Raw genomic sequence first — 17,935 nt, forward strand, 5'->3', positions numbered from 1 at the left:
GTTAATGACGCGTCCGCGTTACGTTTACGCTGCCAGCTCGATCTTGTCGTTCGCTTCTTCCATGCTGCTGTTGTGCATTTCTTCCAGTGCGCGCTTGTACTCGGTCGGGAAGACCTTCACGAACTTGCCGCGGCTGTTGGCCCAGTCATCTAACAGGTTGCGGGCACGGGTGCTGCCGGTGTACTTGAAATGACGTTCGATCAGGCGGCGCAAAATCACTTCATCCGACTCGCGCTCGGTCGCGCGGCTCTGGCTGTGCCAGCCGGAGACATCGCCCTGCTCTTTCGTCGACACTACACGCTCCAGGTTCACCATGGTCGTGTTGCACCGCGAAGCGAACTCGTCTTTCGGATCGTAGACATAGGCCACGCCGCCCGACATGCCGGCCGCGAAATTGCGTCCGGTCTCGCCCAGCACCACGACCGTGCCGCCGGTCATGTATTCGCAGCCGTGGTCGCCGCAACCTTCGACCACCGTGGTGGCGCCCGAATTACGGACCGCAAAACGCTCGCCGGCCACGCCGTTGAAGAAGGCCTCGCCCGAAATCGCGCCGTACAGCACGGTATTGCCGACGATGATGTTGTCCACCGCCCAGCCGCGGAACTCGGTGTTCGGACGCACGATCACGCGCCCGCCCGACAATCCTTTACCGACGTAGTCGTTGCCTTCACCCACCAGGTCGATCGTGATGCCGGCAGCCAGGAAGGCAGCCGCCGATTGCCCGGCCGTCCCCTGCAGCTGGATGTGGATCGTGTCGTCCGGCAAGCCAGCGTGGCCGTAGCGCTTGGCGACTTCGCCCGACAGCATGGTGCCGACCGTGCGGTTCACGTTGCGCACCGGAGAGATGAACGAGACGCGCTCGCCCTTTTCCAGGGCCGCCTTGGCTTGCGCGATCAATTTATGGTCCAGCGCGCGGTCGAGGCCGTGATCCTGTTCGCCGGTATGGAACAGGTTGCGCGGCGAGTCGGTCTGCGGCTGGTAGAAAATGTTCGAGAAGTCCAGGCCCTGCGCCTTCCAGTGGGTAATCGCCTTCGATTTATCCAGCAGGTCGGCACGGCCGATCAGCTCATCATAGGTGCGGATGCCGAGCTGGGCCATCAGCTGACGCGCTTCTTCGGCGACGAAGAAGAAGTAATTGACGACGTGTTCCGGCTTGCCCTGGAACTTCGCGCGCAGCACCGGGTCTTGCGTCGCCACGCCCACCGGGCAGGTGTTCAGGTGGCATTTACGCATCATGATGCAGCCTTCGACCACCAGCGGGGCCGTCGCGAAACCGATTTCGTCGGCGCCCAGCATGGCGGCGATCACGACGTCGCGGCCGGTCTTCATCTGGCCGTCGGCCTGCACGCGGATGCGGCTACGCAAGCCGTTCAGCACCAGCGTCTGCTGGGTTTCAGCCAGGCCGAGTTCCCATGGCGTGCCGGCGTGTTTCACGGACGACAGTGGCGAAGCACCGGTGCCGCCGTCATGGCCGGCGACGACCACGTGGTCGGCCTTGGCTTTCGAGACGCCGGCCGCCACCGTACCGATACCGACTTCCGACACCAGTTTCACGGAGATCGAGGCGTTCGGATTCGCGTTTTTCAGGTCGTGGATCAGCTGGGCCAGGTCTTCGATCGAATAGATGTCGTGGTGCGGCGGCGGAGAAATCAGGCCGACGCCCGGCACCGAGAAGCGCAGGCTGGCAATGTATTCCGAAACTTTGTGGCCCGGCAGCTGACCACCCTCTCCCGGTTTTGCGCCCTGCGCCATCTTGATCTGGATCTGGTCGGCCGAGCTCAGGTACTCGGCGGTGACGCCGAAGCGGCCCGAAGCGACCTGCTTGATCTTCGAGCGCAGCGAGTCGCCCTCTTCCAGCGGAATGTCGACCGCCACGCGATCGGCACCGATCACGGAAGCGAGCGTTTCGCCCTTGCTGATCTTGATGCCCTTGAATTCGTTCAGGTAACGGCGCGGATCTTCGCCGCCTTCGCCCGTGTTCGATTTGCCGCCGATGCGGTTCATGGCAATCGCCAGGGTTGCATGCGCTTCGGTGGAGATCGAGCCCAGCGACATCGCACCGGTGGCGAAACGCTTGACGATTTCCTTGGCCGGCTCGACTTCGCCCAGGGGAATGGCTTTACTTGGATCGAGCTTGAACTCGAACAGGCCACGCAGCGTCAGGTGACGGCGGCCCTGCTCGTTGATCAGCTGGGCATACTCTTTATAGGTATTGAAATTGTTGGCGCGGGTCGAGTGCTGCAGTTTCGCGATCGCATCCGGCGTCCACATGTGGTCTTCGCCACGCACGCGGAAGGCGTATTCGCCGCCGGTGTCGAGCGCGTTTGCCAGCAGCGGGTCGGCGCCGAAGGCGAGATTGTGCAGGCGCAGCGCTTCTTCGGCCACTTCAAAGAGTCCGATGCCTTCCACCGTCGACGAAGTGCCGCGGAAATATTTATCGACCAGCGACTTGTTCAGGCCGACGGCTTCGAAAATCTGGGCGCCGCAGTAGGACATGTAGGTCGAGATGCCCATCTTCGACATCACCTTCATGAGGCCCTTGCCGATTGCCTTGGTGTAGTTATAGCAGGCGACATCCGGCGCCATCTCGTGCGGCAGGTGCTGGGCCAGGTCGGCCAGGGTTTCCAGAGCCAGATACGGGTGCACGGCTTCGGCGCCGTAACCGGCCAGCAAAGCAAAATGGTGGGTTTCGCGGGCGGAACCGGTTTCGACGACCAGGCCGGTCGAAGCGCGCAGGCCGCGCATCACCAGGTGCTGGTGAATGGTCGAGGTTGCCAGCAGCGCAGGAATCGCGACGGTTTCGCCGGAAACAGCGCGGTCCGACACGACCAGGATGTTGTGGCCGGATTTCACTGCGTCGACCGCTTCCGCGCACAGCGAGGCCAGCGACGCTTCGATGCCTTCTTTGCCCCAGCTGACCGGATAGCAGATGTTCAGTTCATACGACTTGAACTTGCCGCCGGTGTGGATGCTGATGTTGCGCAGGCGCGCCATGTCGTCGAAACCAAGCACCGGCTGCGACACTTCCAGACGCATCGGTGGATTGACGTTGTTCGTGTCGAGCAGGTTCGGCTTCGGACCGATGAACGAGACCAGCGACATCACCATCGCTTCGCGGATCGGATCGATCGGCGGGTTCGTCACCTGGGCAAACAATTGTTTGAAATAATTGTACAAAGGTTTGAGCTTGTTCGACATCACCGCCAGCGGCGAGTCGTTGCCCATCGAACCGGTCGCTTCTTCGGCCAACACGGCCATCGGCGCCATCAGGAATTTCAGGTCTTCCTGGGTATAGCCGAAGGCTTGCTGGCGGTCGAGCAGCGTGATCGCCGCTTTTTCGCCCTGGGCCGGGGTATCTTTGACCCGGTTTTGCGCCAGCTGCGATTCCGACAGTTTGATTTCGTTGAGCTTGATACGTACCGACTTGATCCAGGCTTTATAGGGCTTGGCGTTCGAATAGGTGTCTTTCAGCTCCTTGTCGTCGATGATGCGGCCCGCTTCGAGGTCGATCAGGAACATCTTGCCCGGCTGCAGTCTCCACTTCTTGACGATGCGCGATTCCGGGATCGGCAGCACGCCCGATTCCGAGGCCATGATCACCAGGTCGTCTTCGGTCACGACATAGCGTGCCGGACGCAGGCCGTTACGGTCCAGCGTGCCGCCGATGTGGCGGCCGTCGGTGAATGCCATGGCGGCGGGGCCGTCCCACGGTTCCATCATCGCGGCGTGGTATTCGTAGAAGGCGCGGCGGTTGTCGTCCATCGACGAGTGGTTTTCCCATGCTTCGGGAATCATCATCATCATCGCCTGGGCGATCGGATACCCCGCCATCACCAGCAGTTCGAGCGCATTGTCGAAGCAGGCGGTGTCGGACTGGCCTTCATAAATCAGCGGGAACAGTTTATTCAGATCGTCACCGAGCACGGCCGACTTCATCATGCCTTCGCGGGCGCGGGTCCAGTTGAAATTGCCCTTGACCGTGTTGATCTCGCCGTTGTGGGCGATCAGGCGGTACGGGTGCGCCAGCGGCCATTCCGGGAAGGTATTCGTCGAGAAACGCTGGTGCACCAGGGCCAGGGCCGAGACGCAACGCGGATCCTGCAAATCCTTGTAATAGACACCGACCTGGTCGGCCAGCAGCAAGCCTTTATAGACAATGGTGCGGGCCGACATCGACGGCACGAAGAATTCCTTGCCGTGCAAGAGCTTCAAAGCCTGGATCGCGTGACCCGAGGATTTACGGATCACATACAGCTTACGTTCCAGCGCGTCGGTGACCATGATGTCCGGGCCGCGCCCGATGAAAATCTGGCGGATCACCGGCTCTTTCGCCTTCACGAGCGGCGACATCGGCATGGCTTCGTCGACCGGCACATTGCGCCAGCCGAGGACCACTTGCCCTTCGATGCGCACGGCGCGCTCGATTTCCTGTTCGCAGGCGATGCGCGAGGCATGTTCCTTCGGCAGGAAGACCATGCCGACGCCGTATTCGCCAGGCGGCGGCAGCTCGACGCCTTGTTTCGCCATCTCGTCGCGGAAATACTGGTCGGGAATCTGGATCAGGATGCCGGCACCATCGCCCATCAGCGGATCGGCGCCGACGGCGCCCCGGTGATCGAGGTTTTTCAGGATTAACAGCCCCTGATCGATGATGGAATGGCTCTTGTTGCCCTTGATATGGGCGATGAATCCGACGCCGCAGGCATCGTGTTCATTGGCGGGATCGTATAAACCTTGGGCAATCATTGCAGGACTCTCCACAGCATGTTCAGGGGTGAAGGCCGAGAATAGTGCAATGCAACAAAGACGGCAAGCAGAATAATGAGGGTCGGAGTCGAATTAATTCGGCCATTCGCCATGGGTTATATAAATAGGGACAGGTCTAAATTGATCGATAAACGGGTTTTCTCATCAACATAAATTCGAGCGAGGACCACTAAAGCAGCAGAAAATTGCTCTGCTTAAAAGTAAGGCAGTTCAATCATTGCGCGATAGGGCTCGCCGCCGTTGGCGTCGATACGGCGGAGCGGTGGGAAATCCGGACCAGAACAGTGCTGGAATCAGCTTGCCGCGGGCGGCGTCTTGAACGGGCGGCCGCGTTTCGCCGGAAGGATGCGGCGCTGCGTCTGGCGCTCGAGTTCGAGTTTGAAAGCGTGCGAGCCGAGCGGCTGGCCTTTCTGCACGGCGGCGGCCACCTGCGCCAGCTCGTCCGCGCCGATGCCCTGCTCCACCAGGTCGATATAGGCGGCCTCGCGCTGGAAGGGCGTATTGCCCAGTCCCCAGAACAGGGCGTGGTCGGTGACGACGGCGTCCGCGTGCACGCCGGCGTGGTGGCGGTAACTCGACCACGGCCATGCGGCGGGCTCGACCGCTTCGCCTTCGCGCACCGGCGCCAGCTCGATGAAACGGCTGCACATCAGGAGGAGGCGGTCCGGCTCGACCACGGCGGTCCGGAAGCGCCCTTCGAAGAGGCCGCCGGCGCGTTCGTACTTCGTGTTGTACCAGGGAACATAGAAGCGGCCGAGCTTTTGCATCATCGCCGCCAGCCCTTCTTCGGTCTCGGGCGTGGCCAGCAGCTGCAGTTGGGTCGGCAGCAGGGCGTAGGCGTGGATCGCCACTTTGTAGAAGCGGGCGGCTTCGCCCAGCCAGGCGAGGAAACGTTCGTAATCCCCGGGTTCGCGGAAGATGCGCTGGCGGTCGTTGCCGCGCTGCAGGATATGGTGGGCTTGCTTGGGGAGGATGAGGCGGGGTTGGCGGGCCATGGTCGCGAAAATTGGGGCAGGTCAGATATTTTAGCCCGGCGACTACGCTCTGTCCCCATTTTCTCGAGTACGATGCATCTAGCGGTTCGTAGGGTGGGCCGGGCGGCGAACCGCTCCTGAGTCCACGCGGTGCAGCGTGTGCGGATCAAGCACGCGTTTCGACACGAAGCCGTTGAACCGCGTGGACTCGGGAGTCCACCCTACAGACACGACCGAGCCGAGGGTAACAAATTACGCCAGGGTGAACCCTGCGGATAAGCTGTAGCCCTCGCCGTAGGCGCTGCGCAGCGGCAGCTCCTGGCCCAGTGCGGTCCGCGTTTTCTTGCGCAGGCGATACACCAGCATGTCGACGCGGCGGCTGGCGTCGGGATCGTCGCCGCCCATGCCGGCCACGATGGTCGCGCGCGGGACCGGGCGGGTGTTGATCGTCAACAGGTGCAGGAAATTGAATTCCTTCTCGGTCAGATCGATCACCTTGCCCATCAATTCGAGCTGGCGCGCGCTCACGCGCAGCGTCCATTTGACGGGCGCGGGCGCCGGTTCGGCCGGACGCACGCGGCGGCCCAGCGCTTCGATGTGGGCCGCCAGTTCCGGGAATTTGATGGGCTTGGTCAGATAATGATCGGCGCCGAGCTGCAGGCCGAGGATGCGGTTGTCGAACGCAACGCGCCCGGTCAGCACCAATAAACCGATTTCCGGGTACAGCTGGCGCATGCGCGGAATGACCGTAAAACCGTCTTCGTCCGGCAAGCCGAGATCGAGCACGACCACCGCGGCAGGCGTGCGCGTCAGCGCCGCCCACATCTCGCTGGCCGAGGTGGCGATGGTGACGTCATGCTCGAGTTCGCGCAGGAAATCGGCCATGTCCCCGGCGTAATCGCCGTTGTCTTCCACAATCAGTATCTGCGTCATGGGATTACAGGTTCTTTATTTTTGTATTGCCGGATGGCGGCAAGGCCGTTGCCGCCGCAGTTGCCACAGCGGGCGCGGGATTATCGGGGCTGGCGCCTTGCCGTGCAAGCTGCTTGGTGGCGCCGGCCACCGGCAGCCAGATACGGAACTCGGCACCGCCGCCGGTCGGGGTGACCAGGCTCAGCACCCCACCATGCACTTCGATGATCGAGCGCGCCATATACAGGCCCAGGCCGCTGCCCGGCATGCCGTCGGCGTTGCGCCCCCGATAAAACTTGTCGAACACGCGCGTCTGGTCCCCGGCCGGCACGCCGGGTCCGTGGTCGCGCACGGCCAGTTCGATGCCGCTGGCCGCCAGGCGCCCGACGAGCACCACCGGCGAAGTGGGCGGCGAATACGCGATCGCGTTGTCGATCAGTACCTTCAATGCCAGGCGCAAGCCTTCCGGATCGCAGCGCAGGGTCTCGGGCAGTTCGCGGGCCTTGATGCTGGCCACGCGCCCGGCCGCGCGCAGCTGCCCGGCGCCCTCTTCCAGCAAAGTGCGCGGGGCAAGCGTGGTCGGCTGGCGCTCGCTGCCGATGCCCGCCATGCGCTCAGGCGACAAATAATCGTCGAGCATGCCGATCAGGCGGTCGGTGGCCACGGCGATCTTGCGGTAGCGTGCGCGCGTGGCCTCGTCGGCTTGGCTCGCGGTGGCCTCGAGGCGCTGGATGGCGCCGTCGATGGTCGACAGGGGCGTGCGGAATTCGTGGTTCAGCATGCTGGCGAAACGCTTTTGCTCGGCTTCGCGCAGGCGCCGCGGCGACAGGTCGCGTACCAGGCCGACCAGCGCCAGCGGCTGGCCGTCCTCGCCGCACAGCAGGGAAGAAATGATCTCGACCGGCACCGGGTAGCCGTGCGGGCCGTGGAATTCGGTTTCGCGCACCAAGCGCAGGCGGCTGCGGTCGCCGGCGCGCAAGCGCCGCATGCGTTCCGGCAAGCCGGCGCACAGCGCGGCCAGCGGCCCCTCGGCGCCGGCGCCGATGCCGGCCCTTACTTCCTCAGGGGTATAGCCGACCAGTTGCTCGATCGCAGGGCTGACATAGCGCAGCTGGCCACTGGCGCAATCGATGCTGAACGCAATGTCCCCGCCGATTTCGGCGATCACGCGAAACTGCTCGGCCAGCGCCAAGCCGGCGATGCCGGAGCTGTCGATACTGGCGCTGCGGTTCATCAAACATCCTTCCAGAAATTAGTACAATCCGCCGGGCCGGGCCGGACTGGCCGCCGCCGCCAAGGAGTATATCGCCGCGAACGCCTTTCTGTATAGGCAAGCGTTGCAACGCTGATGACTGATTAAAATTGTCGCGCCTGTAAATACGCTCAATAAGTTTGCCTTTACCCACATTTTCGCCGAATCCTGTTCAGCTGGGATAAATTCAGCAAAACGCAGGCGAAAAAATGCCCGCCGAGGCGGGCATGTCCGGTCGTGCCGGGTAGGGGCTTACTGCTCGGCGAGCGGCGCAAAGATCGCCTGCAAATCTTCCTGGGTCAACGCCATCTTTTGCGATTCGCCTTCGGCCAGGATCGAATTCGCCAGTTCCGATTTTTTCTGCTGCAGCAACTGGATCTTTTCTTCCAGCGTGCCTTTCGCAATCAATTTATAGACGAAGACCGGCTTGTCCTGCCCGATGCGCCAGGCGCGGTCGGTGGCCTGGTTTTCCGCCGCCGGATTCCACCATGGATCGTAGTGGATGACGGTATCGGCCGCCGTCAGGTTCAGGCCGACGCCGCCGGCCTTCAGACTGATCAGGAAAATCGGCACCGCGCCCTGCTGGAAGGCCGCCACCTGCGCCGAGCGGTCGCGCGTCTCGCCGGTAAGAATCGCATACCGGATGCCGCGCGCGGCCAGTTCCTCTTCGATCAGCGCCAGCATGCTGGTGAACTGCGAGAACACGAGGATTTTGCGGCCCTCTTCCAGCAAATCGTCGACCATTTGCATCAAATCGATCAGCTTGGCGGAAATGGCGGCCGTGTTCTTTTTCGACGGCATGGCTTTCACCAGCCGTGGATCGCAGCAAACCTGGCGCAGTTTCAACAGGGCTTCCAGGATCACGATCTGGCTGCGCGCCACGCCCTTGCGGTCGATTTCCTCGCGCACTTTCTTGTCCATCGCCAGGCGCACGGTTTCGTACAGGTCGCGCTGGGGGCCGGTGAGTTCGACCCGGCGCACCATCTCCGTCTTCTCCGGCAGTTCCTTGGCGACGTTATCTTTCGTGCGGCGCAGCAGGAAAGGACGGATGCGCCGATTTAGCAACATCCTCCGCACCGGATCGTCCTGGCGTTCGATCGGATGGCGGAATTGCGTATTGAAGGCTTTTTCCTCGCCTAATAAGCCCGGCAGCAGGAAATGGAATTGCGACCAGAGTTCGCCGAGGTGGTTTTCCAGCGGGGTGCCGGTCAGGCACAGGCGGTGGTTCGCGCTCAGCGAGCCGGCCGTCTGCGCCGCTTTCGAGCGCGTATTCTTGATGTAGTGCGATTCGTCGAGGATCACCAGGTGATAGTGGTGCTCGCGCAGCTTTTCCTCGTCGCGCGGCAGCAAGGCATAGGTGGTCAGCACGATATCGGCCTGTTCGATCTGGTCGAACAGGTCCACGCGTTCTTTGCCCTGCAACAGCAGCACCTTTAAACTCGGAGCGAAGCGGGCGGCCTCTTCCTGCCAGTTCGTCATCAGGCTCGTCGGTGCGATGACCAGGGCCGGGTGGGTCAGGCGGCCCGCTTCCTTTTCGGTCAATATGTGCGCCAGGGTCTGCACGGTCTTGCCGAGGCCCATGTCATCGGCCAAGATGCCTGCCAGGTCGTATTCGCGCAGGAATTGCATCCACGACAGACCGTCGAGCTGGTAGTCGCGCAGGGTTGCCTGCAGGCCGCTTGGGGCCGCCACCTTTTTGACGGAACCGAACTGGCTCAGTTTGCGGCCGGTTTCGCGCAGCTGCTCTCCGCCGAACCAGCGCATCTCGACCCCGCGCGCCAGTTCCTCGAGGCGGCTGGCGTCGAGCGTCGACAGGCGCACGCGGTTCTTGATCTTGTCATTAAAATACAACTCGCCCAGCGTCGCCAGGATCGGTTTTACGCGCGCCCATGGCAGGGCGACCCGTAGCCCCTCGGGCAGCGTTGCCAACATCTGGTCGGTATCGCCATGGGCCGCCAGGACGGCCGGGTCGAAATCGGTCGGCGCGTTGCGTATGAGTTGCACCAGCACCGGCAGCAGCGGCACGCGCTGCCGGTTCACGACAATGCCCAGCTCCAGCTCGAACCAGGCTTTGCCCGCCTCTTCCGGCTCGTCGATCTCGGCATACCATTCTTCCACCGGCACCACGTCGTAGCGGTACTTGTTTGACTTCTGCAGGTGCCAACCGGCATCCGACAGGGCGTCGAGCTCGCTTTCGGCAAAGCGCAGCCAGTGCGCCTGGCTCTCCAGCTGCAGCGCGCCGGCCACGGCCGACAAGGGCGTGGTGGCGGGCTTGCGGAAGCCCAGTTCGGTCAGCTTATTCAGCGCTTGCGCTTCGGCTGCGGCATCGCGGTCGATGATTTCGGTGACGTCGCCGATTTGCCGTACCACGCGCTGCGACGGATCGAACGAGACCCGCTGGCCGTCGTAATCGAAGGACAGCACGGCGAAATCGTGCCAGCGCGGCGCGCCGCCATCGGCCAGCGACACCGAGTCCAGCATCAGGAAGGGTTGCGGTTTGACATCGCTGCGCAGGCGCTGGGTCAGCGGCTGCGGCAGCGGCATCAGTTCTTGCAGGCCATGGGCCAGCAGCAGTTGCGAGACGCGCTTTTTATCGTTGCCCATCAGGACCGGGGCTTGCGCCACCAGCGCCTGCAGTTCGGCCAGCGAGATGTCGACCCCGCCCCGGTTCAGCGACAGGGGACCGCAGGACAGGTTGTCGATGTACCACGGCGGATCCGTCGGCAGCATGTAGTCGATCAGGTCCGCACCCGGGTGACTCGCGCCGTTCGCCGGTTCCACCGACCAGCCCAGTTTGGCGGCGCGGCCTTCGTCGCGCCACGCCAGATTCGCCTGCCGCGTCGGGCCGGCCTGCAGCGGATACACGAGGCCATTCGCCATGTCGGCCCATGAATTGGCCCACAGCAGTTTCCCCTGGCGTAGCAGGAGGTCAAGCAGGATCGCGCCGACTTTGCCCTTGGGCTCGGTCGCGCTGGTGCTTTGCGAAGCGCCGCTGCGCATGGCGATGAAGAAACGGACCAGGTCTTCATCCTCGCCTTCGAGGTAGGCGGGCGGCGCCGACAGCAGCGAAAACACTTCATTGACGGGACTGGCGGCGGCCACTTCGCCGTTCGGGCGCAGGCGCGCCTTGCACAGGCAGACGGCGACGTGACGGCCGCCGCTGGTCGGCGCCATCACGTAGACAAATTTATATTGAATTGCTTTCGGATCGGCGACCTCAAGAGTCAGCTTCGGTTGCGGATGCGCCGCCGCTTCAACCCGTTGCAGCCAGGTCGCCACCGGTGCGGGCAGTGCGGGCGCGCGTGCCGGCGTCGCGCGCGTTGCCGGGGCATCGCTCGCGTGTTCGCGTGGGTAATCAACTGTGTGCATTGGGTCCTTGAACCTGTATGAAAAAAAACAACAAACACCATTATCTCTCATACGGGCACTTCAGTTTTGTTCGGAATCGCACCTTGCGGAAAAATCTTTACGCGGTGAAAGATATGCTACGCCGATACAGATTGCTCTGCCTCAAAAACACGTTGACAAGCGAACAAGCGCTGCTACTATATCGAGACACGATATGTCGTCACTCGATATATCGACGAGGAGCTAGTGTGGACATTGATTTCGGAAAACTGTTGCCCTTGTCGGAGGCAACCTATTACGTGCTGGCGGCGCTCGACGAGCCGCTGCATGGCTATGCGCTGATGCAGAAGGTCGAATGCATGAGCCAGGGAAACGTCATCATTGGCCCGGGCACGCTGTACGGCGCCTTCGGCACGCTGGAAAAGCAGGGCCTGATCGAAAAGGTCAGCGAAGAGGAGCGGCGCAAGACCTATGCGCTGACAAGCAAAGGCAGGCAGGTGCTGGCCGAGCAGGTCCGGCGCCTTGCCATCATGGTGCGCAACGGACAGTTTGCACTGTCAATACTGGGAAAGGAAGAAGCGGCATGAGTGACGATAAAAACAAGTCAACTGTGAGCAAATTCAAGTTCTTCTGGGCGCACCAGGACCAGGAACAGGAAGCCTGGCTGCGCACGATGGCCGCCCAGGGCCTGCACCTGGTGAGCGTGAATCCGCTGTGCGTCTGGACCTTCCGCCGCGGCGCACCAGCCGACGTCGTCTATCGCGTCGATTTCAACAACCGCGCCGACGATGGCTTTTCCCAGCTGATGCAGGACGCCGGCTGGAAGCTGGCGGCAACAACGACCGGCTGGCAATACTGGTGCACACCCGTGATGAATGGGCGGGAACCGGAAATTTTCACCGACACCGCGTCGAAGGTGAAAAAATTCCAGCGGCTGCTGGCCCTCCTCGTGTGCAGCGCCCTGCCGGCTTTCATCGTACTGGTCACGATCGACAAGCCGTCGCTACCCGAGCGCTTGTCGATGCCCTCGCTGGTGATCCTCAGCAGCATCTACACCGTCTATTTCCTGGTCCTGGCCTATACGGTATTGCGGCTGCTCCTGCGCATCCGCGCGGTACGCGGCCTGCGCACGGCCTGAACGCCGGCCCGGCCAGCGGCCGGGCCCATCGGCATGCCTGAAACCCGCTGTCAAGACTGGCGCTTCGCGCGCGTTTGCGTAACACTGCCCGCCTGACTCACGGATTTCTTTGCCCCATGCTGCCCTCCATCGAACAACGCCTCGCCATCGAACTGGCCGCCAAGCCGGCGCAAGTTGCCGCCGCCATCGCCTTGCTGGATGAGGGCGCGACCGTCCCCTTCATCGCGCGCTACCGCAAGGAAGCGACTGGTGGCCTCGACGACATCCAGCTGCGCCTGCTGGAAGAGCGCCTGCGCTACCTGCGCGAGCTGGAAGACCGGCGCGCGGCGATCATCAGCTCCATCACCGAACAGAACAAGATGACGCCGGAATTGCTCGAGTCGATCGCCCTGGCCGAAGACAAAACCCGCCTCGAAGATTTATACCTGCCCTATAAACAGAAGCGCCGGACCAAGGCGCAGATTGCGGTCGAAGCGGGCCTGGCGCCGCTGGCCGACGATTTATTGGCCGACCCGTCGCGCAATCCCGAAGAGGAAGCAACGAACTACCTGCGCGAAGCATTCAGCAATGCCGACGGCATCAACAACCCGGGCGTGCCGGACACGAAAGCCGCACTGGACGGTGCGCGCCAGATCCTGATGGAGCGCTTTGCCGAAGACGCGACCCTGCTGCAGTCGCTGCGCGAATACGTGCAGGAACATGGCGTCGTCGAATCGAAAGTGGTCGAGGGCAAGCAGGACGAAGGCGAAAAGTTCGCCGACTATTTCGATTACTCGGAGCCACTGTCCACCGTCCCTTCGCACCGGGCACTGGCCCTGATGCGCGGGCGCCGTGAAGGCATCCTCGACGTCGTGCTGCGCCTGGACACCGAAGCCGAAAAACCGAAGTGGGACGCGCCGCACAATCCGTGCGAAAGCCGCATCGCCGCCCGTTTCGGCATCAAGGGACAAGGCCGCCCGGCCGACAAATGGCTGCTCGACACGGCGCGCTGGACCTGGCGCGTGAAAAGTTTCATGTACATCGAGACGGAACTGATGGGCGCGCTACGCGAAAAAGCGGAGCTCGACGCGATCAACGTGTTTGCGCGCAATTTGAAATCGCTGCTGCTGGCGGCGCCCGCCGGCCAGCGCGCGACCATGGGCCTCGATCCCGGCCTGCGCACCGGCGTCAAAGTGGCGGTGGTCGACGCCACCGGCAAAGTGGTCGACACCGCCACCATCTACCCGCACCAGCCGAGGAACGACTGGGACGGCGCGCTGCACGTACTCGGCCAGCTGGCGGCAAAACACCATGTCTCGCTGATCTCGATCGGCAACGGCACCGCGTCGCGCGAGACCGATAAACTGGCGCAGGATTTAATCAAGGCGCGTCCGGAACTGAAACTGACGAAGATCGTCGTCTCGGAAGCGGGCGCCTCGGTCTATTCCGCCTCGGAATTCGCCTCGCGCGAATTGCCGGATATGGACGTGTCGATCCGCGGCGCGGTGTCGATTGCACGCCGGCTGCAGGATCCGCTGGCGGAACTGGTCAAAATCGATCCGAAATCGATCGGCGTCGGCCAGTACCAGCACGACGTGTCGCAGACCCAATTGGCGCGCTCGCTGGATGCGGTGGTCGAGGATTGCGTGAATGCGGTGGGCGTGGACGTGAATACGGCTTCGGCGCCGCTGCTGGCGCGCGTTTCCGGTTTGTCCTCGAGCGTGGCGCAGAGCATCGTGACCTACCGCGACATGAAGGGCGCCTTCCCTTCGCGCGCAGCCTTGAAAGCCGTGCCGCGCCTGGGCGATAAAACCTTCGAACAGGCGGCGGGCTTCCTGCGTGTGATGGGCGGCGAGAATCCGCTGGACGCTTCGGCGGTGCACCCGGAATCGTATCCGGTCGTGCAAAAGATTTTGGCGGACGTGAAACGCGACATGAAGGCGGTCGTCGGCGACAGCGGGTTGATCAAGACACTGAACCCGGCCAGGTATGCGGACGACAAATTCGGCGTGCCGACCGTGACCGATATTCTGAAAGAGCTGGAAAAGCCGGGGCGCGATCCGCGGCCGGAATTCACGACCGCCACCTTCAAGGAGGGCGTCGAGGAAATCAGCGACCTGCGTCCGGACATGATTTTAGAGGGCGTGGTCACCAACGTGGCGGCGTTTGGCGCCTTTGTCGATATCGGCGTGCACCAGGATGGGCTGGTGCACATCTCGGCCCTCTCCAATACCTTCGTCAAGGATCCGCACACGGTGGTAAAAGCGGGCCAGGTTGTGAAAGTGAAAGTGCTGGAAGTCGATCCGAAACGCAAACGCATTGCGCTGACGATGCGGTTATCCGATTCGGCGCCGCAGCCGGGTGCGCAGCCGCAGCAGCGGGGTGATCGCGAGGACCGCAAGCGCGTGGCCCAGCATCAGCGCCAGGAACGTCCGGCCGCGCAGGATGCGGGCGGGGCGATGGCGGCGGCGTTTGCCAAGCTGCGCAAATAAGCGGCAACCGAGCGGCAACCGAGCGATGACCTGCGCGCCGGCCGATCCGGACAGTAGCGACGCGCGGCTGTTGATCGCCGAACTCGACGTCGCGCTGGCGGCGATCTGCGGCGACAGCGGCTCGGGGTCCTTCGATCCAGCCGATGTGCGTGGGCCGGGCGCGGTGTTCCTGATTGCCCGCGACGGGCAAGGCGCCCCTGTGGGCTGCGGTGCGCTGCGGCCGCTCGCCGCGGGGGTGGCTGAGCTCAAGCGGATGTATGCGCGGCCGGGCAGCGGCGCGGGGGCTGGTTTATTGGCGGCGCTGGAAGCGCAGGCGGCGGCGTTCGGGTATCGGGACGTGTGCTTGTCGACCAGGCGGGTGAACCTGCGCGCAGTGGCGTTTTATGCCCGCAATGGGTACGAGACGGTCGAGAATTACGGCCGCTACGCAGGACGCGCAGAGTCGGTATGCCTGGGCAAACGTTTGCGCTGAACGGTATGCGTTGACAGGAGCGCACCGTAGGGTGGGCACTTGTGCCCACGCGGTCGTTCCGATGCCTGCCGCAACGTGTCCGCGCACGCTCCACGACGTATGATCACCGTGAACGGCGTCGCCAGTAAAGCCGTTGCTGAGCGAACGCGAGACCGCGTGGGCACGCGTGCCCACACTACGGTACGCGACGGTCGACTTTATCGTTTACCTTGCTCGTTCAAGCTTTAATACGGTTCCTGGCTTATCCGAAAAACTGGGCCAACTCCGGCACCCTTCTCACCAGCACCCCCACCACATACAGCGCCAGGCAAGCCAGCCCGATCTTGTTCATGCTTGCCCGGCTCATCGCCGGTTGGCCGGTCTTTTTGATATGCAGCGCGTCGCGCAGCAGCACGGCCGCATAGACCGTCATCGCCAGGCCGGTGATGAACACCCCGGCGCCGTCGCGGGTAACGCCGGCCACCAGGTCGTAGACGCCGATAAAGCCGAGCACCGCGGCGAGTAAAAAATTAAAACCTGCCGAAGGCGCGGCAGCGGGGCGTTGTTGCATGAACGAATCCTGAAGGGTGGGCGAAAAAGAACCGGACGATGATACCGCAAGCGCAGCGCCGCCGGCAGGCCGCGAAAGCCGGCCCTCGCAGCGCACCGCCGCGGTCGATTTCTTATAGAATGGCGCCATCTCCCAACATTCCCACCGAAGGCAATCCCATGAGCGACGTAAAAACCTGGATCAAAGACACCGTGACCAACACCCCGGTCGTGCTGTTCATGAAGGGCACCGCCCAATTTCCGCAGTGCGGCTTTTCGGGCCGCGCCATCCAGATCCTGAAAGCCTGCGGCGTCGATAACATCGCCACCGTCAACGTGCTGGAAGATCCGGAAGTGCGTCAGGGCATCAAGGACTATTCGAACTGGCCCACCGTGCCTCAGCTGTACGTGAACGGCGAATTCATCGGCGGCACCGACATCATGAACGAGATGTACGAGTCGGGCGAACTGCAGGCGATGTTCACGAAGTAATGACTAGTCAACGGCCGCGTCGTATTGTCGTCGCCATCACCGGCGCGACCGGCGCGGTGTATGGCGTGCGCCTGCTGCAACGGCTCGGCGCGGTGCCAAACGTCGAGACCCACCTCGTGGTCTCGGACGCCGCCTCGCTGACCCTGCACCAGGAAGTCGGCATGCAGCGGCGCGACGTGGAAGCATTCGCCCATGTCGTGCATAAAAACCGTGAGATCGGTGCCTCGATCGCCAGCGGCTCGTTCCAGACCGACGGCATGGTGATTGCGCCCTGCTCGATGAAGACGCTTGCCGCGGTGGCCCATGGCCTGGCGGACAACCTGGTCACACGCGCGGCCGACGTCATGTTGAAAGAGCGGCGGCGCCTGGTGCTGATGGTGCGCGAAACGCCCCTGAACCTGGCCCACCTGCGCAATATGACGGCGGTGACGGAGATGGGCGGGATCGTGTTTCCGCCTTTACCGAGCTTTTACCAGCGGCCGGCCAGTATCGACGAGATGGTCGACCACACGCTCGACCGCGTGCTGGATTTGCTGGGCATCGAGAACGATACCGCGCCACGCTGGCCCGGCATGCGCAGCACGCCGGAAACGCCAGCTGACTGACCAGGAGCGCCTTCTTAACGCTTGATGAAGTGGTCGCCGTCGCCGGCTTTCTTCAACTCCCTTGCTTCCTCCAGCATCCTGCGCTGGGCGATGCGCTTGCGCATCACCTCGGCATGGCGCGCGGCCGTCATCGGCGGTGCGGTCATGAGTTCTTTCAGCTGGGCGGTGTTCATGTAATTGCTTTTCATTGGCGCACGATCCTCGGCTGTGAGAAATCGATTATGCGCCACTGGAGGCAATTTGTACTACGCGACGAGGAAGAAAATTTGTAAGCGGAAACGCTCTCGTGAAGCAGGCCAGCGCTTACTTTGGAGCGGATGGGTGGTTCAGGCGTACCAGCATACGGATGAACTCGCGTGCCAGCTGGCGATGGTGCTCGTCGAGCCGCTGCAGGTCGGCGATCAGCTTGACGTCGGCCGACTCGAAGCGTGCGCTGGCGCTGCCCTCGCTTTGCGCACCGGGAGCGTCGGCACCGCCGAAGCGCAGCCAGTCGGCAGGCACGCCCAGCCACTGGGCGATCATGCGCAGCTTTTCCTGGGTAGGAATGGCTTCGCCGACCAGCCACTTGCGGGCGGCGTGCACCGTGATCGGGCGGCCTTCGAAGCGAATGTTAAATTCGCGGGCGAGGCGCGTCGGGCTGTCCGGTGAATAATGGGCGTTTTTCAGGGCCTGCTGGAGACGCTCGCTAAAGCTCTCCCGTTCGTTCGTGGAATTCATGTTGGCACTATTTCATGCTCGACCATAAATGTCAGTCAAAGCGGTGTAAAGACCACTTGTGACACAATTCAGATCGATGACTTAACAAAGAAGTGGAAATTGAGGAAGGTTTTCGCGCGCTGGACGCATCATGCCACAAAATTTCCGTTAAGCATGAATGTAAGGTATTTGTATCCGCCTCGAAACAAATAGTTGTCGCGCGCGAGACACGCATAGTCGGCAAAAGCGCCGTTGCGCCGGGTCCGGTGGGCGGGGGAAA

The 17,935-nt window shown here is 62.6% G+C and carries 14 protein-coding genes; 6 read left to right on the plus strand and 8 right to left on the minus strand.

Annotation, left to right across the window (positions count from 1 at the left end):
• Nucleotides 1–24: 24 nt before the first annotated feature.
• From AC1MEM_RS03105 to AC1MEM_RS03125, 5 genes are all read right to left on the minus strand, one after another.
• Nucleotides 25–4,746, minus strand: a complete 4,722-nt coding sequence (locus AC1MEM_RS03105; protein WP_499475243.1) for a glutamate synthase-related protein — start codon at nt 4,744–4,746, stop codon at nt 25–27.
• 314 nt (nt 4,747–5,060) lie between these two features.
• Entirely contained in the window at nt 5,061–5,762 is a 702-nt protein-coding gene (locus tag AC1MEM_RS03110) for a transposase (RefSeq protein ID WP_499475245.1), read from the minus strand.
• Between the two features lie 231 nt (nt 5,763–5,993).
• Nucleotides 5,994–6,674: a response regulator transcription factor gene (locus AC1MEM_RS03115; RefSeq protein ID WP_499475246.1), complete on the minus strand. Its 681-nt coding sequence runs from the start codon at nt 6,672–6,674 to the stop codon at nt 5,994–5,996.
• Nucleotides 6,675–6,678: 4 nt separating this feature from the next.
• Nucleotides 6,679–7,887 carry a PAS domain-containing sensor histidine kinase gene (locus tag AC1MEM_RS03120; RefSeq protein WP_499475247.1) on the minus strand — a complete coding sequence of 403 codons (1,209 nt, stop codon included), beginning with the start codon at nt 7,885–7,887 and terminating at the stop codon, nt 6,679–6,681.
• Nucleotides 7,888–8,157: 270 nt separating this feature from the next.
• A complete protein-coding gene (locus tag AC1MEM_RS03125; protein WP_499475249.1) occupies nt 8,158–11,274 on the minus strand; it encodes a DEAD/DEAH box helicase in 3,117 nt (1,038 codons plus the stop codon).
• A 227-nt stretch (nt 11,275–11,501) separates the two neighbouring features.
• Here AC1MEM_RS03125 and AC1MEM_RS03130 point away from each other — a divergent pair, with 227 nt between their 5' ends.
• The 4 genes from AC1MEM_RS03130 (at nt 11,502) to AC1MEM_RS03145 (ending at nt 15,334) form a co-directional block, all read left to right on the plus strand.
• Nucleotides 11,502–11,840 carry a PadR family transcriptional regulator gene (locus AC1MEM_RS03130; protein ID WP_499475250.1) on the plus strand — a complete coding sequence of 113 codons (339 nt, stop codon included), beginning with the start codon at nt 11,502–11,504 and terminating at the stop codon, nt 11,838–11,840.
• Nucleotides 11,837–12,391 (plus strand): DUF2812 domain-containing protein, encoded by a 555-nt coding sequence (locus AC1MEM_RS03135; protein ID WP_499475251.1) that lies wholly within the window; start codon nt 11,837–11,839, stop codon nt 12,389–12,391. Before AC1MEM_RS03130 ends, AC1MEM_RS03135 begins: the two co-directional genes overlap by 4 nt.
• A 116-nt stretch (nt 12,392–12,507) precedes the next feature.
• On the plus strand, nt 12,508–14,862 hold the full coding sequence (locus AC1MEM_RS03140) for a Tex family protein (RefSeq protein WP_499475252.1): 2,355 nt from the start codon (nt 12,508–12,510) through the stop codon (nt 14,860–14,862).
• 25 nt (nt 14,863–14,887) lie between these two features.
• A complete protein-coding gene (locus AC1MEM_RS03145) occupies nt 14,888–15,334 on the plus strand; it encodes a GNAT family N-acetyltransferase (RefSeq protein ID WP_499475253.1) in 447 nt (148 codons plus the stop codon).
• Between the two features lie 241 nt (nt 15,335–15,575).
• On the opposite strand, the gene AC1MEM_RS03150 is transcribed toward AC1MEM_RS03145, so the two are convergent.
• Nucleotides 15,576–16,013, minus strand: coding sequence for a hypothetical protein (locus AC1MEM_RS03150; protein ID WP_499475255.1), 438 nt, complete (start codon nt 16,011–16,013; stop codon nt 15,576–15,578).
• A 29-nt stretch (nt 16,014–16,042) separates the two neighbouring features.
• Between AC1MEM_RS03150 and grxD the strand changes: the two genes are divergently transcribed.
• Nucleotides 16,043–16,354 (plus strand): Grx4 family monothiol glutaredoxin, encoded by a 312-nt coding sequence (grxD, locus tag AC1MEM_RS03155; RefSeq protein ID WP_499475256.1) that lies wholly within the window; start codon nt 16,043–16,045, stop codon nt 16,352–16,354.
• On the plus strand, nt 16,354–16,959 hold the full coding sequence (locus AC1MEM_RS03160) for a UbiX family flavin prenyltransferase (protein WP_499475257.1): 606 nt from the start codon (nt 16,354–16,356) through the stop codon (nt 16,957–16,959). The genes grxD and AC1MEM_RS03160 overlap by 1 nt, the downstream gene beginning before the upstream one ends.
• 14 nt (nt 16,960–16,973) lie before the next feature.
• On the opposite strand, the gene AC1MEM_RS03165 is transcribed toward AC1MEM_RS03160, so the two are convergent.
• Together AC1MEM_RS03165 and AC1MEM_RS03170 are read right to left on the minus strand one after the other, a co-directional pair.
• Nucleotides 16,974–17,147 (minus strand): hypothetical protein, encoded by a 174-nt coding sequence (locus tag AC1MEM_RS03165; protein ID WP_499475259.1) that lies wholly within the window; start codon nt 17,145–17,147, stop codon nt 16,974–16,976.
• 115 nt (nt 17,148–17,262) lie between these two features.
• On the minus strand, nt 17,263–17,676 hold the full coding sequence (locus AC1MEM_RS03170; RefSeq protein WP_499475261.1) for a hypothetical protein: 414 nt from the start codon (nt 17,674–17,676) through the stop codon (nt 17,263–17,265).
• Between the last annotated feature and the right edge of the window lie 259 nt (nt 17,677–17,935).

The sequence above is a fragment of the Telluria sp. AIW5 genome, from assembly GCF_056680575.1.